Source organism: Winogradskyella bathintestinalis (assembly GCF_030407435.1).
Lineage (GTDB): Bacteria > Bacteroidota > Bacteroidia > Flavobacteriales > Flavobacteriaceae > Winogradskyella > Winogradskyella bathintestinalis.
Map to the genome: position 1 here is coordinate 209347 of NZ_JASDDK010000003.1, position 21990 is coordinate 231336.

The 21990-nt window shown below is 32.9% G+C and carries 17 protein-coding genes; 8 read left to right on the forward strand and 9 right to left on the reverse strand.

Features of this window, described 5'->3' with window-relative positions:
- Positions 1–84 precede the first annotated feature (84 nt).
- Both QMA06_RS10385 and QMA06_RS10390 read right to left on the reverse strand, forming a co-directional pair.
- Positions 85–2010 carry a BatA domain-containing protein gene (locus tag QMA06_RS10385; protein ID WP_290206785.1) on the reverse strand — a complete coding sequence of 642 codons (1926 nt, stop codon included), beginning with the start codon at positions 2008–2010 and terminating at the stop codon, positions 85–87.
- Between the two features lie 133 nt (positions 2011–2143).
- Entirely contained in the window at positions 2144–3151 is a 1008-nt protein-coding gene (locus tag QMA06_RS10390; protein ID WP_290206786.1) for a glycosyltransferase family 2 protein, read from the reverse strand.
- A gap of 81 nt (positions 3152–3232) precedes the next feature.
- Between QMA06_RS10390 and QMA06_RS10395 the strand changes: the two genes are divergently transcribed.
- Positions 3233–5128, forward strand: coding sequence for a M61 family metallopeptidase (locus QMA06_RS10395; RefSeq protein ID WP_290206787.1), 1896 nt, complete (start codon positions 3233–3235; stop codon positions 5126–5128).
- A 54-nt stretch (positions 5129–5182) separates the two neighbouring features.
- Here the strand turns inward: QMA06_RS10395 and QMA06_RS10400 are convergent, their stop codons facing one another.
- From QMA06_RS10400 to QMA06_RS10430, 7 genes are all read right to left on the reverse strand, one after another.
- Positions 5183–6367 carry a sensor histidine kinase gene (locus QMA06_RS10400; protein WP_290206788.1) on the reverse strand — a complete coding sequence of 395 codons (1185 nt, stop codon included), beginning with the start codon at positions 6365–6367 and terminating at the stop codon, positions 5183–5185.
- Positions 6368–6457: 90 nt separating this feature from the next.
- Positions 6458–7945 carry a S10 family peptidase gene (locus QMA06_RS10405; protein WP_290206789.1) on the reverse strand — a complete coding sequence of 496 codons (1488 nt, stop codon included), beginning with the start codon at positions 7943–7945 and terminating at the stop codon, positions 6458–6460.
- 105 nt (positions 7946–8050) lie between these two features.
- Positions 8051–8827: a TIGR02757 family protein gene (locus tag QMA06_RS10410; RefSeq protein ID WP_290206958.1), complete on the reverse strand. Its 777-nt coding sequence runs from the start codon at positions 8825–8827 to the stop codon at positions 8051–8053.
- Between the two features lie 342 nt (positions 8828–9169).
- Complete coding sequence (locus tag QMA06_RS10415; protein WP_290206790.1) at positions 9170–10222, reverse strand: peptidoglycan bridge formation glycyltransferase FemA/FemB family protein; 1053 nt, start codon at positions 10220–10222, stop codon at positions 9170–9172.
- 142 nt (positions 10223–10364) lie between these two features.
- Positions 10365–11543 carry an acyl-CoA dehydrogenase family protein gene (locus QMA06_RS10420; RefSeq protein ID WP_290206791.1) on the reverse strand — a complete coding sequence of 393 codons (1179 nt, stop codon included), beginning with the start codon at positions 11541–11543 and terminating at the stop codon, positions 10365–10367.
- Between the two features lie 212 nt (positions 11544–11755).
- Positions 11756–12139 (reverse strand): Rid family detoxifying hydrolase, encoded by a 384-nt coding sequence (locus tag QMA06_RS10425; RefSeq protein ID WP_290206792.1) that lies wholly within the window; start codon positions 12137–12139, stop codon positions 11756–11758.
- Positions 12140–12370: 231 nt separating this feature from the next.
- On the reverse strand, positions 12371–15154 hold the full coding sequence (locus QMA06_RS10430) for a putative LPS assembly protein LptD (protein ID WP_290206793.1): 2784 nt from the start codon (positions 15152–15154) through the stop codon (positions 12371–12373).
- Positions 15155–15263: 109 nt separating this feature from the next.
- Between QMA06_RS10430 and QMA06_RS10435 the strand changes: the two genes are divergently transcribed.
- From QMA06_RS10435 to QMA06_RS10465, 7 genes are all read left to right on the forward strand, one after another.
- Positions 15264–16376, forward strand: a complete 1113-nt coding sequence (locus tag QMA06_RS10435; protein WP_290206794.1) for an N-acetylmuramoyl-L-alanine amidase family protein — start codon at positions 15264–15266, stop codon at positions 16374–16376.
- Positions 16377–16444: 68 nt separating this feature from the next.
- The gene (locus tag QMA06_RS10440; RefSeq protein ID WP_290206795.1) at positions 16445–17392 is read left to right on the forward strand and encodes an MlaD family protein; all 948 of its coding nucleotides are present in this window, start codon (positions 16445–16447) and stop codon (positions 17390–17392) included.
- A 12-nt stretch (positions 17393–17404) separates the two neighbouring features.
- A complete protein-coding gene (locus tag QMA06_RS10445; RefSeq protein ID WP_290206796.1) occupies positions 17405–18718 on the forward strand; it encodes a (Fe-S)-binding protein in 1314 nt (437 codons plus the stop codon).
- A gap of 78 nt (positions 18719–18796) precedes the next feature.
- Complete coding sequence (locus tag QMA06_RS10450) at positions 18797–18991, forward strand: hypothetical protein (protein ID WP_290206797.1); 195 nt, start codon at positions 18797–18799, stop codon at positions 18989–18991.
- On the forward strand, positions 18988–19770 hold the full coding sequence (locus tag QMA06_RS10455) for a (Fe-S)-binding protein (RefSeq protein ID WP_290206798.1): 783 nt from the start codon (positions 18988–18990) through the stop codon (positions 19768–19770). Before QMA06_RS10450 ends, QMA06_RS10455 begins: the two co-directional genes overlap by 4 nt.
- Before the next feature lie 136 nt (positions 19771–19906).
- Positions 19907–20428 carry a PH domain-containing protein gene (locus QMA06_RS10460; RefSeq protein ID WP_290206799.1) on the forward strand — a complete coding sequence of 174 codons (522 nt, stop codon included), beginning with the start codon at positions 19907–19909 and terminating at the stop codon, positions 20426–20428.
- The gene (locus QMA06_RS10465) at positions 20415–21908 is read left to right on the forward strand and encodes a PH domain-containing protein (RefSeq protein ID WP_290206800.1); all 1494 of its coding nucleotides are present in this window, start codon (positions 20415–20417) and stop codon (positions 21906–21908) included. Before QMA06_RS10460 ends, QMA06_RS10465 begins: the two co-directional genes overlap by 14 nt.
- The last annotated feature ends 82 nt before the right edge of the window (positions 21909–21990 follow it).

Below are 21990 nucleotides of genomic sequence, written 5' to 3' on the forward strand. Positions count from 1 at the left end.
AATGATTAAAAGGTGAATAATGAAGGTCAATAAAGTCACCACAAATAGCCAATTAATATAGTTGCTTATTGAATTTTAAAATAATTATTCCCAATATTTTAAAAGTAACATTTCTATGAGCAAAAATACCAATGCAAAAATAACAAACCATTTCCATAACGCATTAATTGTTGTGTTACTTTTTATATTATTGATGGTCGTTGCCAAGCTTGATTCTACATTAATATCAGCTAGTGCATTTAAATCATAATAGCTTAGATTACTTTCTGTTCTGTTATAATTGAAACTTATATTTTGCAGAAAAATGTCTTTGTTATTCACATTTAGAATGCCAGCGGTATCTGGAAAATCGTCCATGTCAAGGACTACAGATTTGCTATAGGTTTGTTGCAGAGGAATAACAGATGTTGATTCAGAATTTAAAGTCAATATTTCGTCTTGTCCAATAGACGTCTGAATTGCGACAGAATTTGGCTCACCAATCGTATAATAGAGTTTAGACAATTTCAGACTTTGTAATCCTAAATTATATAATACAGGAATGATTAATTGTGAATTTTTAAAATTAGAATTATCTGAGTTTAATGCCGAAGAAAATACGTAGGTATCCCTGTTTCCAACTAAAAAAGGAGAACCATCTTCATAAGATAAAACGTTGTTTGAATTTGAAGAAAAACGATATGATTTTTTGACTTTCGGATACTGAAAATTGGAAACTTTAGAATAGAAAGCATTTGTTAGTAGTGGATGATTATAATTGATGTTTGTAATACGCTTTTCGTTACTATTTTCATTTTCAAAATCATGTATCTCTAATGATTTAAGAGTCTGATTATAAGACTCTAGATTGATTCCGTCGGATGGAATAATTAACTGTTTACCACCATCGGCTTTAAATGCAATTAAGGCGGTTTTTAAAGCATTTGAAATGGTTGTAAGCTCATTGAGAACAATGAGATTCTGATCAGGAATTAAATTAAAATTAAGCGCATTCCACTTGTAGCTTTTATAGTCAAATTCATCATCTGTATAAATCCGATTTAAAAAGGAATCATCGGCGGCTTCATTAATTGCTAGCACCTTAATTTTCGGTTTGGCATTAATATTAAAAAAGAATGTGTTATCATACTGTAAACCAGCATCAGCTATCATTAATTTTCCATTAATCACCTTATTGTTCGGGACTGTAAAAGTGGCTTCAGCGTCTTTATCGATATCAACAGCACTTTTAGTGAGCAATACATCGTCATTAAATAAAGAAATGGTGACATTATCGATAGGTGCGGTTTCATTAGATAATTTTACTTTTAACTCTATAGTTTCTGCGGTTATATTTGAAATGTAAGTACTATCGATACTTATGTTTGAAATCAATGTAGATTTTGGTTGAACCAATTTAAGTTGTACCGTAGAATCGACCTCAAAATTCAACAGTTTATCTGTTTGTTGAAAGTCCGATACTAAGACCAAATTCTGAGTCGCCGCACCTCGATTAGAAAATAATTGTTTGCCTTTTAAATATGCCGCCTCATAATTAAGTTGAGTTGGTGAATGCGTTAATTGAATTAAATCGTTTTTTAAGGATTTAACGGTAGTGGTTTTATAGGTAGCGTTGTTTGTAAATAAACTTATATTTTCATCCTCGGGCACCGTATTAATAATATCTTGAATTGCTTCGTTTAGCAAAGTTCCGTTATTGCCTTTAGCTTCCATACTAAAGGAATTATCTAAATAAATAACCGTTTTTTGTGATTGGTTAAAATCTTCAGTATTCGGAATAAAAGGTTGAGCAAATGCAAAAATGATACAAGTTAAAAGCAACATACGTGTTAAAAGTGTAATCCATTTTTTTAGCTGTGAACTTTTTCGAGTTTGAAGCTTTACGGATTTTAAAAATTTAACATTGGTAAATTCAACTTTCTGAAAACGTCGCAGTTGAAACAAATGTATCAGTATAGGAATAACCAGCAAAAATAATGCGTATAGTAATTCTGGATTTTTAAACTGCATGCGTAGTTATTATGATTTTTAATGACCAAATAGGTTAACTATTGAAATAAGTTCAGCATAGAAAACCTGGAAGATCTCAATATTTCAAATATATATAATCATAAGAGATTACAGAGTTTCGCTTTTGAGAAATTTAACAGAAAAAGAAATAATCTATCATAGATTGCATTTTTTGCTTTCTAAAATAACCTTTAATTTCCCTTTGGGCATTACTATTGGCAACAGTTACAATACTCTGTGGATTTTTAAGTGTAGTCAAATAATCAAAATTAAATAATTCTTGATCGTAAATATGTTTGCCTATTTTCTTCGGGTTATCACAAATCCAAAAAAATGGAATATTTTGTTTCAGTAAGATTTTGGCTAATGTTTTACCTTTATGTCCGGCTCCCCAAATGGCCAAGGGTCGCGACGCGTCATAGTTCAACTCTAAAAAATAATGAACCTTAAGGTCTAAAAAAGAATTCTCTGCATAATGCTCGTGAGTTCTAGAGGTTCTAGTGCTGTAATCGCGCCAAAGTAGTAGAGTTTTATCACAAGGAATACATTTAAAATTAGCTTTATAAAAACGAAATGCTAAATCGTAATCTTCAGGATAAATATTCGGATTAAAGCCATCGCAGGCATCAAAATCATCTCGATGCAGCATCCAACAAGGCGAAGGAATAACACATTCCTTATAAATTTCAGTATAGTTTTTACCTTCTACCGTTAAACTATTTAGCCATTTCTCGTAACGTGCAAAACCATCACTAAGACCATCGGCTCTAAAATATTTTACTTGTCCAACGGCTAGATGTTTCCGGCCATATATTTTTAGATTGGTGATCATAGTTTCTAATCGCATGGGCGTCATTAAATCATCGCTATCCATTCTTGTAATATATGCCCCGGAAGCATGTTTATATGCCGTTCTTAAAGCGTCTATGATTCCGTTGCCATCATTTGTATAAAGTTGTACTCGGCGCTCTTTTTTAATATAATCGCTGACTATCGTATATGAATTATCGCCAGAATTATCATCGATAAAAATAGCTTCCCAATTAGAATAGGATTGCGTTCTTATAGAATCTAAGCATTCAGCTATGAATGCTTCTGTATTTTTGAAAGGAACTAATATGCTAATTAAGGGTTGCGACATGCTGCGAATTTAACAAAACCTTTAGATTTAAAGTGGTAACAGATTGTAGATTTGTAAGACTATTTATAAAAATTTTTAAACATGAAGAATTATTTGGCCATACTTGGCTTGAGTATCGTTTTAGTGAGTTGCGGGTCTGCAAAAACAACAGTCGATGATTTAGCAGTAAATAATCCTATTGTAACAGCCTTAGATTTAACCGCTGTAAATAATGATAGAGTTCCTGTAACTATTAATCCCGGACGTTTTACAACGGAAACTGTAACGTATAGATTGCCAAGAGTAGTACAAGGTACTTATTCTGTTAGTGATTTCGGAAAATATGTTGATGAATTTAAGGCTTTAGACTATAACGGAAATGAATTAACAGTATCCAAAGATGATACTAATACTTGGACAATTACAGACGCTACAAAATTAGATAAACTTAACTACTATGTTAATGACACTTTTGATATAGAAACTAATGGAGGCATTGGTGGTGAACAACCCTTTTCCCCTGCTGGTACGAATATAGAATCGGATAATTATGTTTTAAATCTTCATGGATTTATTGGTTATTTCGATTCGTTAAAGAACAATCAATATGCTTTAGATGTTACAGCTCCTGCTGATTTTGAAAGAACTTCAGCTTTAGAAGACAAAGGAACTAAAACTAGTGAAGATGGTTCCGCTATAACGAGCAGTTATTTTGCACAGCGTTATTTTGATATTACAGATAACCCAATGATGTACGGAAAGTTGGACGTTGAGGAATTTATGGTTGGTGACATCAAAATTGTTTTAAGTCTTTTTTCACCCACAGGAAAACATACAGCGGAAAGCCTAAAAGAAACGGTCTATAAGATGATGGAAGCTCAAAAGAGCTATTTAGGTGACGTAAATAGTACACCACGTTACGATATATATGTGTATCTCTCAAAAGGTGATGAAACTTCTCCAAAAGGATTTGGCGCTTTAGAACACCATACATCAACGGTTGTAGTCTTTAGTGAAAACAGTAGTTTAGAAGGTTTGAAAGCTTCCATGATTGATGTGGTTGCTCATGAGTTTTTTCATATTGTAACACCACTCTCAGTACATTCAGAAGACGTGCACTATTTTGATTATAATGAACCTACATTTTCTAAGCATCTCTGGATGTACGAAGGTGTAACAGAGTATTTTGCACAACATTTCCAAGTGTATGAAGGGTTGGTAGATAATTCTACATTTTACAATACTATGAAGTCTAAAATTGATGTTTCTACACAACGTTTAGACGATGCCATGAGTTTTACTATAATGAGTGAAAATGTTTTGGATGAACCTTTTGCAGCACAGTATTATAACGTTTATATGAAGGGAGCCTTGATAGGTATGTGTATCGATATTTTAATGCGAAAGGAAAGTGATGGTAACAGAAGTATGTTGTCATTGATGAAAGAACTCTCTGCAAAATATGGGAAAGAAAAGCCATTTGTAGATGATAATCTTATCGCTGAAATTACAGAAATGACCTATCCAAGTGTGGGAGAATTTCTTAAAACACATGTTGAAGGTGATGTCCCTATTAATTATAACGAATTTTTTGATATGGTTGGTTTAAAGACGGGAGAAACCCAAGTAGAAACTAATTATATTTTTGCAGGAGGACAAAACGTAATATTTGATGGTGATCAAGAAAAAGGAACTATTTTCTTCTCCCCAGTAGCACTTAAAAACTCATTCTGGAAAAAACAAGGAATTCAAGAAGGGGACGTTATAAAAAAAGTGAATGGAACTGAATTAATCATGGCAAATGCACAACAAATAATTGGTGGCATGTTTGCCTGGCAAGAAGGTCAAGAAATTACTATGGAATTAGAACGAAACGGAAAGTCTGTTGAGATAAAAACTACTTTAACTAAAGCGTTCGCTACGGATGAATCTATTATAGAGGATGAAAATGCCACAGATGCACAAAAAGCACTTAGAGCGGCCTGGTTGAAAGGATAATTCGATTTTAAAATATTAATAAAAGCGTTAGTAATTCTTATTACTAACGCTTTTTTATTTTTCAATAGTGAAAGTAAAAGTACTTCCTTTACCAACCTCAGAATTTATCGTAATATGGCCATTCAATTTTTCTACTAGGTTCTTCACTGAACTCAGTCCAATTCCAGTGCTGGATTTACTAAAATCGCCTTGTATGGTTTGAAAAATATCGAAGATGGTTTCTTGCTGATCTACAGGAATTCCAATACCGTTATCGTCTACGGTGAACTGATGATGATTCTTTAACGAGTCGTAACTGATTTTCACAATACGTTGCGATTTATCATTATATTTTAAACCGTTATCTACAAGATTAATCAAAATCTGAGACAACGCTGATTTATTTATATTCTCAACGATCCTATTAGAACAAATTAATTCATCGTTCTTAACGATTAAAATTTGACTTATATCTTGGCATAAATCACTAAGTTCTATAGTTTCCCGCTTTGATTTAATTAATTCATCGGTCTTATAATGTTTAAGAATACCATCAATATAATTTTTTAAGATGTTCGCAGATTCTTCAATAGAATGAATATATAGAACAGTATCTTGAGTGAGTGTATCATTATTTTCATCTTTTAATAAATTGGTTAACGCTATTATATTAACTAAAGGAGATTTTAAATCGTGAGACACATGACTGGCAAACTTCTTTAACTGCTTGTATCGTACTTTTAGCTCATCGTTGGCATCTTGTAATCTATAATTATTTCTTCTAGATTCAAATAATTTTACAACCTGTTTGCCCAACGTTTTTAAAGCTTTTATTTGAGAAGGGCTGAATTCTCTTGGTTTGTGATCAAAAGTACAGAGTGTTCCAATTTTATAGCCTTCAGGATCTATTAAAGGGACACCAGCATAAAATATAGCTTGTTGCTCCACAACTAAAGGGTTATCTTTAAAGCGTTCATCTTTCCGAGCATCTTTAATAATTAAAATATCGTCACCTAAAATGGCATGACCACAAAATGAAATTTCTCTAGGAGAATCGTTAAATGGTATGCCGTGATGCGATTTAAAAAAATTACGATCTTCATCAAGTGCCGTAATTAACGCTATTGGTGTGTCGCAAACGGATGCCACAAGCTCAGTGATATCGTCATAATCTTGCTCTGGTAAAGTATCTATAATATTATATGACTTTACAGCTGCCATTCGCTGTGTTTCATTTTCAGGAAATTTAGGACTTATCATATTTGGGGAAATTAAGCTAAACAGATTTAACACTTTACATGCTAAAATAATCAAGAGGTTTATAAAAAACTATTAAGACAAGAATAATATTTAATATTTAGCCGGTTTCCCCTTTGGTAATGAGTGACTTATAAATTCTCTTAAATCGTCGTTGGCTGTAATTAAATCAACATTTCTGAGATACATCATGTGACCACTTTTATAACCTTTAAATGAAAAGCGATCTTTCATTTTGCCACTCGGGTCTATTTGCCATTGCGAATATTTGGCTGAAAAATAGGTTGTTGCACCGTCGTAATAACCAGATTGAGTCAATACTTTTAAGTAAGGATTCTGTGCCATGGCTTGGCGTAAACTTTCTCTTGTATCATCATTGGTTCTATCCCAATTTCCTGTATTGCCAAAAACATTATATTTTACATCAGTTTTAAAACCCAATTCATTCTGAATATAATAATTAATAGCAGGAGTAAAGGAATGTAGCCAAGAGCTAAGCTCTGCACTATAGTCTGGACGATCACCGGTTTCTACTTTGTCGATGCCAATATATCTCGAATCTAACCTGCCGATGGTTTCACCAGTGGTATTACGTAATAATTCTTTCCAGAAAAAACGATTTGGAACATCTAAATTTTGTTGTAAAATTACCTTTTCAGATACCCCTGAATAATAACTCATTTTCTTTGCAATAGCATTTTTTTCGGTTTCCCCAATAAATCCCCCTTTTGCTAATGCGGGCATTAAATCGTTAATGGCAAAATCTTCGGCCTCTGGTAGAATTTCTAATAAATCTTTATTCTGAAGAGTAGGTGAAAGCATGTTATGATACCAAGCAGCTGCTGTATAATACGGTAAATTTAAACTAGAGGATAAAGGACCACCAACACGCAAAACTTTATAATCTGCAGGAGACACCAAAATTACACCATTAAGATACATCCATTGGTTATTCTGTAGCTCTAAAGATAAACCCATAACGCGTGTGCCACCATAACTTTCACCGATAATATATTTTGGTGATTGCCATCGATTGTGTCTATTGGTAAACGTATTCATCCAACTTGCTAAATATTTAATGTCTGCATTTACACCAAAGAACAATTTATCGTCCGGCAATTTTCCTTCTTCATTGGCTACTTTTCTCGAATAGCCTGTATTTACAGGATTTATAAATACAATATCAGCTACATCTAAAATAGAATTTGGATTGTCTTTAATGCCATAAGGTTGTGTAGGATAGCCTTCGTCGTCAATAATTAAGATTTTTGGACCTGTATAAGCAATATGCATCCAAAGCGACGCTGACCCGGGTCCACCATTAAAAGAATATATAATTGGTCGATTGTTACCTTTAGTATCATTAGTACGTTTGTAATAGGTGTAATAGAGTGAAGCTATGATCTTGTCTTCATTATCCCAAACCGGTTGAAACCCAGTTTCGGCTTTATAATTTATTTGTTTACCTTTAATAGTGACTGAATGATTACTGACTATTGTGGTATCCACCGGAATTTTTAAATCTTGAGAAAAACTTAAAGTGAAACAAACTAAGAGTAGTAATGTGCTATGAATTTTCATGACAACGAATATTAATTAAAAAGATTAAAGATATAAATATAATTGTCATTCTTGCAAAGGCAAGAATTCAATATCAACCTATAAGTTTTTGTCTTTGCGATACGATTAAAATCCTTCAAAAATGCCTAAACCAAATAACGCAAAATCATATTTTACAGGATCTTTTGAATCGAGTTTACGGAGGGCTCTATCTAATTCATTTAAGGCCTTGCCATCATTTTGCTTTCGTTTTAGTAATCCTAATTTGCGAGCCACGTTACCAGAATGCACATCTAATGGGCAGCTTAATTGTGATGGGTATAACGTTTCCCATATTCCAAAATCTACACCGTTGTTATCCTTACGCACCATCCAACGTAGAAACATATTAATTCGTTTTGCTGCCGAATTTTTTAGCGGATCGCTGACATGTTTTTTAGTGCGTTCTAGATGTGGTTGCTCAAAAAAGACGTTCTTGAAATTATGGATACTATGTTGAAGCGAAGTATTTTCAGCATGCTTGGCAAACACAGCTTCTAAACCTTGGTGATTTTGATAAATGTGATGCAGACTTATTACAAACTGTTTTAAATCTTCGCTATTAAAAGTACGGTGAACAAAACCTTCAAAACGCTCTAAGTCTGATTTTTGATGTTGTGTAACAAACTCAAAAGGGGAGTGATCCAACATTTCCATCATACGATTTGCATTTTTTATAATGCTTTTTCTATTGCCCCAAGCAATAGTAGAGGTTAAAAAAGCTGCAATCTCAATATCTTCTTTTTTAGAAAATTGATGCGGAATTTGTATAGGATCGCTCTCAATAAATTTTGGGTTATTGTACAGAATTACTTTTTCTTCTAAGAAGTCTTTTAAGTCTTGTTTTTTTAGTTTCAATATTATATGTGTTTATAATAACCATTTAAAACTTTAATAGTCATATTTCTAGTAAAGTATATTTTTTTAATTTAAAATAGCTTAAAGAATATCCACTGAATATATCTTAACTTTAATAATAATGACGTTTATTGATAAAAGTATATGTATCTATAGTTAGTTAAGAATGTTTTTATATAAATAACAGTAATTATTATAAATGACGACAACCAACATTTAAAATAAAAAACCTATTGAAAACGCAAGGTTTAAAACAAATTACATAAAAAAATAGATTAGTTTTTTTTAGGATTTCATTTGTGATTTAAAGAAAGTATTACATGCAGTCTACGTAAAAGATAGAACCCATTAAATCTTTTGAGCTTTTAACGGTGCGCGATAAGCAGGAAAGTACCCCACGTTAAAGTCTTCATTATCTAAATCACTCTTGAAATGATTTTTGGTTAATGCTTTATAAGCTTTTTCATCAACGATATATTTCCAAATTTTAAAAGTTTTATGCTCTTTTGAAAAACCACGTTTAAATTTGAAAAGTGAATCTTCTTCACTTCCTAACCCACCTCCTAGATTAAAATATTTGTAGCCTTCATTAGTAGCATTAACACGCATTTCATCAATAAGCAGTTTTATAGGGTTTAGCTGAAAGTATTCATTACTAAGACCCGATAAATGATATTGAACTATATTACCCATTTTCATAAATAGGGCGCCGGCAATAATTTCTTTTGTTTTTTTATGTTGGCAGAGCATTAACTTCGTTTCAAATTCTTTGCTTGATAAAAGTTGATGATAATAATCGGTATCAAAAAAATAGTGATCGTCTGCATTAACACGTCTCATATTTTCTTCGTATAATCTAATAAAAATATTGAGATGTTCTTCTTTATTGCCTTCAAAAACACTACACAGTTTCCGTGCTTTATTTACATAGGTTTTTAACCTTCTATTATATTTTGCGCGTTGAACGTCTTGTGGATCAGTTAAATCTATATAAACGACTTTCCCAAGTTCTATAATGGTGCCTAATCCACTATGAAGATCTTCTTGATGATGGATATAGGGATGAAGTCTAGAGAAAACTGAAATAATTTTATTTTCGTTAAAATAAGCATTCAGCTCTTTATGGAAATCGGCTTTATTAAATTGTGGATCTAATTTTAAAACTAAAAGACCTGAATAACCATACACAGAAGTAGCGTCTTTATATATAGAATTTTCTATAGCTCTTAAGAGTAAAGGAAGTACTAAAATAGTGTTTCCCGTAGTGTATTTTAAAAGAATAGGAGACTCTTTTTTGGTTTTTGAAAGATGATGATAGTCGTAAGTATGATAGAAGTCCATTTCTTTCACCTTCGCTAAAAGTTCATTCCATTCTTTCTTATCTTTTATTACTTCAATCATTAAACCTGTGTATTAATAGCTCGTTGTTTTTTCAAAATTATAAGTTAACTTAAATAAATATAATAATTCTTAAAATCAATTTTTAACTTGTAATTTTCAGACTCAATATTGGTTAAATACTGAATCTTGAAATGTGATAATATTATATTCTAAACATAGCACCATTTGGTTTTAAACCCGCATATGCCATTCCAGCTTGATTCATCCAATGTGGTTGAACTATACCATGCTGTAGTACCGCATGTATATCTCTATGCGCACGTTCTATTTTGTATTTGGTATATAATGAAGCTGTGCCTGTAACAGCAAATATTTCCGTTACTAAAGCTCTGGACGATGTCGCTGCTTCAATTGCCGCAGCCCAAACGTCAGCCAATTGCACATCGGTGAACCTGTTCCCTTTCTGAGCTTCTTCCCATAATATGCCAACAGAATGATAAAGTTGTGTGCGTCTAGCATCTAAAGTCGTCTTACTTTTGGCGATAGCAGATTGAACTGTAGCTCGGTCTCGAATATCAGGACTTTTGTCTGGAGTCACTCTATCGAGACAAATACTTATTAATTCGTCTGTAGCAGACTTTAATAAGCCCAAGGCTATGGACGCACACCCCGCAGCATTTAAGCAACCAATGGGCAGTCGGTTGTAAGCATTATCCACATGCACCATACTTTCAAAATCTACAGCAAATGATTCTTTTACAAACGTATCTTTTATTTCTACATCATGGCTTCCGGTGCCTCGTAAACCTCCAACACTCCATGTATCTATTACGTTAACAGCTTCTTTTGGAATGAAAAATAATTTTAATTTTGCCCCCGGACCCAATGACTTAGGAAGATCATCGGAAGTGACTAGACAGCGCATAACAAACCAATCTGATAATTCACATCCAGATACTAAAGTCCAACGACCAGAAACATTATAACCGCCATCAACTATTTGGGCAAATCCTTCAGGACGTGCTGAGTTGGCATAAACGTGAGCTGAATTATTATATATCTCTCTCATACTTTCTTCATCTAAGAATCTGCCAAACGTACAGGCAAGATGATTGTTCCAAACACTCCAGGCCACCGCAGCTTCCCCACTACTCAATATTTCATAGGTCTTAAGAACTTCTATTGGATTATCTTCCCATCCACCAAGAAATTTTGGTAAACCTATTCTGAATAATCCCAACTCCTGTATTCGGTTCACTACAGCAGGAGCAAGTCGTCTTGATTCCTCCGTTTCTTCTCTGTGAGAAATTGATAATTCATATATTTCCTTAGCGGCTTCTGTAGGTCGTTTTGGTATGATGTTTAGTGTAGATGAATTCATAAAGTGAACTTTGTAAACTTTGTAAATTGATATGTAATTAATTTACAAAAATATTTTATGTAACTTTTTAAAATTTAAGGCTTTAGGGCTATTAAGATATTGCTAATCTTTAATTAAGAATATAATTTGCTGCTTAAATGCAAATAAAACTGATAATCTGAGTGCTCTAATTAAAGGTATGGATATTATCCGTTTTATAAAAATCCAAAAAACTATGCCTTCACAGCAATCATACTAATTTCTACATTTACAAACTTAGGTAAATTGGCAACTTCTACAGTTTCTCTTGCTGGAGCAGTAGCTTCATTAAAATATTTACCGTAAACTTCATTTATTTGTTTAAAGTTGTTCATGTCACTAATAAATATCGATGATTTAATAACATTTTCGAACGTCATGTCAGCAGCCGCTAAAACGACCTTCATGTTTTCCATAACCTGTTTGGTTTCGGTTTTAATATCATCTAAAACCAATTCCATTGTTTCTGGATGTAAAGCTATTTGACCGGATGTATAAAGGGTATTTCCTGTTAAAACCGCCTGATTATATGGTCCTATTGGTGCAGGTGCTTTTGAGGTATTTATTATTTTTTTCATGTTAAGCTGAATTTGTTCAGATATGTTCTATTATTTAAAATCTTATTCGCGTTATACTATATTTCAAATTTAACATATTTTTTGAAGAAAGGAATTGTTAATACGTTCAATTTGATTGCCAAAAAACAGCATAGCGATGGTTGTCATCGTAAAAGTTTTAAAGTTTTTAGCGTCTTAAAAAAAGAGGAATTGTCAACGTTGTGTGTTGCTGTAAAAGCTCGAAACTCTAACCTAATTCCCAACGCGTTGATCTGGTCGTTTACGCTGATCGTATTTTAAATCTTTTAGAAGACTAGACTTAATACCAATAAAGAAATTCCATGACGTACGTTCACTAAAGGGAATCCAAGAAAAATTCATTTTCCAACTTAATAAATCGCGTTCAAAGCGTAATTGGGTATAGGTAAATCCTTGATTTAAAAAATCGTAACCAGATGACGCTCCGACACTCCAACGTGGAGAGAGATCAACATCACCCGAAAACATTAACGAATGTGAAGAGATTTGATTTTCTCGTCTAGTATTACCGTAATTAGCAGCGTATGCCAATCTTAAACTCCAGGGCATCTTATAATTATAGAATTCATTATTTTCCTCTTCATTGTCTAAATTCTTATCGCTGTCTGAAAGTCGGCGATCCGCAAAATCTTGAGCTTTACCAAATAAGTCATCAGCGCGTCCTCCAGATCGCGTAGACTCTTCAAAAGAGGCTTTATCTTCTTCAGACGCTCTACCAGAAAAACTGTCGTTAGATAAGGTGTAGCTCATATTTATATTGGCAGAGGTCAGCCTAAATAAACTTCCGCCGTTATTAATATTGTAGGTATTAATAACGTTGTTATTGCTGTTTAAAGCGTAAGGATTAAGCGTCATTCCAAAATTAATACTCATTTTTTTATTTAAAATTTGAGTACCACCACTAACGCGTACAGGACTCCACTTAAGTGAATCTGCAGCAATATTATAAGAGGTTGAAAAATTAAGATTATTTAAGATGAATATTTTTTCAGGTTCTGTTTTTGTTGAATCTTTTGAACGGATTTTCGCTTCAAGGTTATTTCCTAAAGCAAGACCGACACTACTAGAGTAGACATTGCCTGGTCTTCCGTATAATGAATTTTCAAATCGGGTATATTCAACCTGGTCTAATATAGTATTATTGTCTGCATCTATCACATCGTAGGTTTCATAATACTGGTCGAATTTAGGGTTTACAGTATAACTGATAGAAGGTCGCATAACATGCCGAATTGCTTTTATTTTCTTATTCTCACCTTTTTCTTCAAAATTATACATGCCATAAATGGTGGTTCCAACACTGGCTCCAAAATTGTAGGTTAAGAAGCGATCAAATCCATTTTGGTCTATTAATACTTCTTGTTGTTCAGTTTGATCGTAGAATTTTTTAACGGTTTTTAGGGTCCATGATTCTTCGAAATTAGCGTTGGTACTAACGCTAAAATGATCGAATACTTTAAAATTGGTTGTAATAGGAATACTGTGACGCATGCCTACTTTAGCGTCATCAAACATTTCGCTTTTACCAAATATAGAATCATTGGTTTGAATTGAGTACTCTCCTCTAGTATTCAATTGAAAGTTAATATTGTGAATAGCCCCTTTTTTTGCTCCCGTTTTTGGTGCAAAAGGATAAATTCTACCCATCGACATTTGAAGGGTAGGCAAGGTCACATCAATATCTCCTGTGTTAGTATTTTGCCTGTGAGAAGCTGTTAAACTAACATTAACTTGTGGTTCACCAGAAAAAGTTTTCGAATACGAAACCGAAGAGGCTAATGTATTATTCAAAAAATTAGATTGATTTAACTGATTTATGGATTCTTGAAAATAAGTGCTACTTCCTAAATTCACAGATGCTGAAAAACGTGAATTCGGATTTGCTTTCGCATCTTGGCTATGTGACCACCTTATATTATATACGGTACTTTGACTAAAATCTGGAAATCCACGCTCACTACTTAACAAATTTTCATATCTAAAACTAACGTTTCCTCTATATTTATATCGAACTGCGTAACTGTTTTCTATACGCAAGCCGTAACTCCCATTGGTGTAATAATCTCCAAGTACAGCTAAATCTAGATAATCACTTATAGCAAAATAATAACCCCCATTTTGCAAGTTATAGCCGCGATCATTGTCTTCACCAAAGGAAGGAAATATAATTCCCGAAGTCTGCTTTTTTGTCATAGGAAAAAAGGCAAATGGAAGCGCAATTGGTGTTGGTATACCATAAATTTCCATATAAGTCGGACCTACAATCACTTTTTTGTTAGGTACTAATTTCATTTTAGATGTCACAAACTGATACTCTGGATCTTCTTCATCCTCAGCAGTTGTAAACTTGCCGTTTTTCATGAAATAAACCGAATCATTTTCTTTTTTAGTGATAGGGGAATACACTTTAAAACCCATTTGTTCCGTTCTAGAATTAAAAACTAGAGCTTTTTTAGTTTCTGTATTAAAAACAATAGAGTCGGGCTCAATGACGTTTTGCCCTTGTTTAAAAACAGGGCGTTGTGTATAACCAGTAGAATCTTTTATTCGACCAGCATATACCAAATTTTTACTATAATCAATAACAATAATACCAGCCTTTATTTCCATGTCTTGGTAGATCACTTCGGCTTCGTTATAAAGGTATATTTCTTTCTTTCTTTGATTTAGAGCTACATAATCGGTAGCTTTATAATTTACAATGGCCGCTAAAAGTCCTTTTTTCTTGGTGGAATCCTTTTTGGTTGAGTCAATTTCTTTTATATTCAGTGGTGGTTTTAAAATGGAATCAATGGCAATTGCATCAACATCAATAGCTGTAGAATCTGTAGAATGTTCAGCAGGAATTGATACGTTCTTTTTAGGTAATTCTTGTGCGAAGCTAAAAGTGTTTATAAACACTGTAAAACTCAGGGCAAAAAGTATGTGTAATCTATTTGTACGCAATCCTTTTAAATGTATTTTTGTAAAAGTATGGCTCGGTTTTTGAAACGCCAAAAGTACAGATATTTTTTGTGAATAATTTATTAAAATGATAAAGTTGAAAAATACTGTTATACAATTGATACCGTGTAATAAACCAAGTTTATAAACCGTTAAATTAAATATGCAAACGAAACAAAAACCTACATTATTATTCTTATTACTTCTATTTATAAGTACTTTAACATCATATTCAAACTTGAGTGCTCAAGCTGATGAGTTCGTGGTGGTTTTAGATGCTGGACATGGTGGTCATGACTCTGGAAATGTTGGAAACGGGCACAGCGAAAAAAATATAGCTCTTAAGGTGACATTAGAAGTCGGAAAGGAATTAACTAAAAACCCAGATATAAAAGTAATATACACACGCAAAACGGATGTATTTGTTGAGTTACACGAACGGGCCAATATCGCCAATAAAGCGGATGCAGATCTTTTTGTGTCTATTCATTGTAATGCACATAGTTCGCAAGCAAGCGGAACGGAAACTTTTGTATTAGGAGAAAAAAATACAGGTCGAAATTTTAATGTTGCAAAGCGCGAAAATGAAGTTATTTTTTTAGAGGACAATTATCAAGAAAATTATGAAGGTTTTGATCCGAGCTCACCAGAATCTACAATTGCCATCGGCATTGAGCAAGAAGTCTATGTAGAACAAAGTATTGTTTTAGCGCGTAAGATTGAAGATAATTTTATAAACAAAGCTAAACGCAAAAGTCGTGGACTAAAACAAGCAAGTTTATTAGTAATAAGAAATACATATATGCCAAGTGTTTTAGTTGAAGTGGGATTTTTAACTAATAAAAGTGAAGGGAATTATCTCAATACTAAAGCAGGGCAATCTAAAATGGCAACTGCAATTAAAGCTGCTATTTTAGATTATAAAAAGGAATTGGATCTAAATGTTGGAAATCATATTTTTAGTGTTGAACCAGAGATAACGATTGAAGCTGATGTTCCTCCTAGAATTATTGAAGGGGTTATTTTTAAAGTTCAGATTGCCGCGAGTTCAAGGACATTAGAACCCAAGCCTTATAATTTTGAAGGGCTTTCAGATATTTCTAGAGAAAAATCGGGTAATATATATAAATATTATAGTGGAAAAACTTCAGATTATAATAAGATAATACAGCATCAAGAAAAAGCTAAAAAAAGTTATTCTGGTGCATTTATCGTAGCATTTAAGAATGGTAAACGAATAAGTATGACAGAAGCATTGAAATCGACATCAAATTAAACTCGCATTTATATCAACTTTATTTATATATTTATTCCTAATTTTGTTTCAAATCAAAGTACAGCCCATTGAAAATTTCTAGAGAAGTTAAAACCGCCATATTAGTATTATCTGGTATCGCCCTATTTATATTTTTATTCACTTATTTAAAAGGCGAAGATATATTTTCAAGTTCCAATAATTACTATACAGAATTCGAGTATAACGGATTATCCATGTCATCTCCTGTTACTGTAAAAGGTAATAAAATTGGTAAAATTGAGGAGATAAGATACGATTTTGATTCTGGTAAAACCATTGTTGAATTCTCGGTTACACCGCAATTAAAATTTTCTAAAAACAGTAAGGTTAGTTTGTATCAGACAAGTTTAATGGGTGGCAACGCTTTAGCAATTCTAGATGCCAACGATGGGCAGTTAGCCGAACCAGGAGATTTTATTCAATCACACGTTAAAGAAGGTATCATAAATGCTTTAGGAGATGATTTCTCTGGGATAAGTAAAGACTTAGGAGTGACGCTTAGGTCTGCAGATACTTTAGTAAGTAGTTTAAATACACTTGTTGTTGATGAATCTGATGACGGTTTGCAAAACACTATTGCTGAATTAAATTCAACGTTAAAATCTTTTAAAAGTGTAGCCAATTCCGCTAATAATTTAATTAGCAATAATGATAAAAAAATCGCTTCAATGTTAGAAAATTTTGACAAGACTGCTGCAGAAATAGCAATTTTGGTCAACGGTTTAAATGACGCTAATCTTGCAAATACGGTTAAAAATTTAGACGAAATGGTTTTAAAATTTAATCAATTGGCAACCGGGTTAGAAGCAGGAGAAGGCTCCATTGGAAAACTTTTAAAAGACGAATCGCTCTACAATAATTTAGATAATGCTTCGAAGGAATTACAATTGTTATTGTTAGACATAAAACTACATCCGGCAAGATACAGACGTATTTTATCTAAAAGAGAAATTCCTTACGAGGAACCAACACAAGAAGAATTAAACAACAACTAGAGCCATCCAATTATGGAATACTTACCAAATATCATTTTCGCCATAATTCTAATCGCCGGTGTCGGTTATTTTGCGAGAAATATTAACAAACTGATTCGTAACATAAAGTTAGGTCACAAAGTTGATGCAAACGATAATACCGCCGAACGATGGAAAAATGTCGTTAATATCGCATTAGGCCAAAGCAAAATGGTAAAACGACCAGTATCTGGTTTTCTTCATGTTATAGTATATGTAGGTTTTATAATTATAAATATTGAAGTTCTAGAGATTATTATCGATGGTGTTTTTGGCACCCATCGCATTGGTTTATCAATATTACCAGAGTCGGTTTATGGTTTCTTAATTGATGCGTTCGAAATATTGGCACTTTTAGTTTTGGTGTCAGTGATTGTATTTTGGATTCGTAGAAACGTTATTAAAATTAGACGTTTTATAAGTTCAGACTTAAAAGGTTGGCCTAAAAGCGATGGTAATATTATCTTATATTTCGAAGTGGTTTTAATGGTTTTGTTCTTAGTTATGAATGCCACCGACACTCCATTTCAGAATTTAGAAGCTGGTAATGTGATTTCACAATTTATTGCTCCTTGGTTCGAAGGTTTTTCATCAGAAACGCTTTATACAATAGAAAGAGCAGCATGGTGGTTGCATATTGTGGGTATCCTTGTGTTCTTAAATTATTTATACTTCTCAAAACATTTACATATTCTATTGGCTTTTCCAAATGTATATTATGGAAAAGTAGTGCCTAAAGGACAATTTAATAATCTCGATGCGGTTACAGCCGAGGTAAAGTTAATGATTGATCCCGATGCAGATCCTTACGCAGCGCCACCAGAAACTGCAGAAGATGAAGTGCCAGCCAAGTTTGGTGCCAGTGATGTCATGGATTTATCACAAGTTCAACTTTTAAATGCTTATACCTGTACTGAATGTGGACGTTGTACAAGTGAATGTCCTGCAAATCTAACCGGAAAGAAATTGTCTCCTCGTAAAATTATGATGGACACACGAGATCGATTAGAAGAAGTAGGGAAAAATATCGATGCCAACAACGGCGTATTTAAAGATGATGGAAAACAGCTATTAGGAGATTATATTACTAATGAGGAACTTTGGGCTTGTACTACTTGTAATGCGTGTGTAGAGGCTTGTCCTGTAAGTATTGATCCATTATCCATTATTATGGATATGAGAAGATATTTGGTAATGGAGCAAAGTGCAGCACCAATGGAATTGAATAATATGATGACCAATATAGAAAATAACGGTGCACCTTGGCCTTATAACCAAATGGATCGTTTAAATTGGAAAGATGAGTAAAAGTTTATTTTTCTGGTTAGTAAATGGTAGTGATAATCTGCTATCAACACAGAATGTGAATTTTTAAAACTTTATAAAATGAGTTATATATTGAGTGTGAAGCCGCAACTTAGATTACAAGTAGGAATATTGATTTCTATCGTGGCGCTAATAGCAATAGGTGTTGTTTGGAATTCTGAAGTGGGATTTTTGGCTGGCTTTATAGCAGGTATACTTTTAGGTTTAGGGTTGGGCTTAATATTAACTTATAAGAAAACGAATACTAAATTATGAGCGAGCAACTAAAAGTGCCAACCATGGCAGAAATGATGGCAGAAGGCAGAAAACCTGAAATCTTATTTTGGGTAGGTTCGGCAGGTAGCTATGATGATAGAGCAAAGAAAATCACCAAGGCTTTTGTAAAGATTTTAAACAAAGCCAATGTTGATTTTGCCGTTTTGGGAACAGAAGAAAGTAATACGGGTGATGTGGCGAAACGTGCTGGTAATGAATTTTTATTTCAAATGCAAGCCGTGATGAATATTGAAGTGCTTAACGGGTACGAAATAATGCGTATTGTAACGTGCGACCCACATTCTTTTAATTGTTTAAAAAACGAATATCCTGGTCTTGGTGGTCATTACGAAGTTATTCATCATACTCAATTTATTAAAGATCTTATCAGCTCGGGGCGTTTAACTTTAGAAGGCAATACTTATAAAGGTAAACGAATTACATTTCATGATCCTTGTTATTTAGGAAGAGGTAACGGTGTTTACGAAGCACCACGAGACGTCCTTAAAAAGACAAATGCTACTTTAGTCGAAATGAAACGTCATAAAAACACCGCTTTATGTTGTGGTGCAGGTGGGGCACAAATGTTTAAAGAACCTGAAAAAGGTGATAAAGATGTTAATGTTTTAAGAACCGAAGAAGCATTAGAAACTCAACCCGAAATAATTGCTACAGGTTGTCCCTATTGTAATACTATGATGACCGATGGTGTAAAGTCTAAAGAAAAAGAAGATCAAATTAAGGTTCTCGATATTGCTGAGTTGATTGCAGATGCTTAATTTGTTTTAAGTTTTTCATTATATCATTCATTCAAGAGGTTATAGAAGAGCGCTGCTTAAGAAGACATTTTTTTAAGCGCTATCAACTCGTTAGAAAGATTCAAAATAGTTGTAAAACAACAACAAATCAATTTAAATGACGTTCAAAAATCTTCAAATACAACCAGAAAGTTTACCAAAAGTTGAAGATTTAATTCTAAGACCTATATCAAAATCTTACTTTAAAATAATTACGTTAAATAAATTAGCGATTTATGCTGGATTAATAGGTTTGGCATTTGGAGTAGTTTATTTTGTTGAAAAAAATGAAGAAGTTCAACTTAATTTATGGTACATACTTTCTATATTATTAGGATTTTGTATCGTTAATTTTATCATTGGATATTTGGCTTTCAAAAACCGAAAATATGCCATAAGAGAACATGATGTAGTGTATGCTAAAGGGCTAATAGTTCATTCTTTAATTACGATGCCAATGTCCAGAATCCAACATGTAGAAGAATCTCGAAGTTGGTTGGCCAGACATTTTGGGTTATCTACACTCAAAATATTTACAGCTGGAGAATCTGGAAGCGATTTAAGCATTAAAGGATTACCACGCATAGAAGCTAAGCAGATAAAGGAAATAATTAGTGCCAGGTTAAATGGAAGCAACTAATTTCTCACAACCTTTAAGACAATCATCCAAAGGCATTATTATCATTTTTGCTTTTAATGCTGTTCAATTTATTAAGAAATTTTTCGTGCTTTTTATAGCATTTGGCGTGTCGTTTATGAGACGACAATCCTTTGGTGGCATAACACCGACTATGATAATTCTTGGACTTATAGCCATAATGTTAATAATTTTAATTATTGCTATTTTAAAATATCTCAATTTTAAATTTCATCTCAGTAAAGACGATTTTCATTTGGCTACGGGAATTATTAATAAGGACAATACCATTATTCCGAAGACAAAAATTCAGAATGTCTATATCAAACAAAACTTTCTACAACAGCTGATAAACGTGGTGTCGGTTAAAATTGAAACGGCAGGAGACAAAAAATCTGAAATTGAAATCAGCGCCTTAGATAAGCCTACAGCACTCTTGTTAAAAAAGAAGTTGTTTCTTAAAGCGGCCATTGAAAATACCCCTTTAGAACAACATGAAAAACGTAATGTATTTTTTAAAATTTCACCAAAACGTCTTTTTTTAGAAGGGGTGTCACAAAATCATTTTAAAAGTTTCCTATTAATTTTTGCTTTTATTTTTGGACTATACAGTGAGTTTCAACAGTATTTGGAGGAACTTAAAATCGAGGAGCGTATTGAGGATATTGTTCAATTAGATGAGGACACACTTTTTAATCTCTTACTTACCAATATCGTCATTCTTATTCTTGTGGTTTTAGTTTCGTTCTTGTTTTCCATAATTAAAACTTTTATAATCAATTTTAATCTCGAAGTTGTAGAACATCAAAAAACGATAGAGATTAATAAGGGACTTTTCAATAAAGTGTCGTTAAGCCTAACACCAAGTCGAATTCAAAATTTAGTCATTAAAACAAATCGACTAAAACAATATTTTAATTTACATAGTTTGTCAGTTAAACAAGCGATGGTAAATGCGAAGCAACAGAAGAATTTTAAGATTGTTGCTCTCGAAAAAGAACAACTCAATTATTTAACCAATAAACTCTTAACCCATTATAATAGTGAGATAGAATCTGCAAAACCGAGACCTTATTTTATGCGAATTTCCGCACTGAAAATGTTGATCTTTGGTGGTGTAGTCAACATTATCACTTTAGGTTTAATTGGAGTGGAATTATTATGGATCAATGCGGTTTTTATTCCAATAGCTATGCTGTACGTATACATTGGGTACAAAAAGGCGTATTATAAAATTACGGATCACTTTATAACTATTGGAAGTGGCATAATTGACACTACGACTAATATCCTTGAAATTCATAAAATTCAAGCTATAAAATTGAAACAAACGGTTTTTCAAAAACGGCAACAGATTTCTTCTGTTATAATTTACACAGCTTCCAAATCGGTGACTATCCCTTATATTAATGAAAAAGATGCGCTACATATTTACAATTTCTTATTATATAAGGTGGAATCTCAAGATAAAGATTGGATGTAAAATTGTATTTTTGCATTGAATTTGTAATTTTTTGATAGAACCAAAACTTGACGTTCATTCGTAGACTTTATTTTGTTTAATT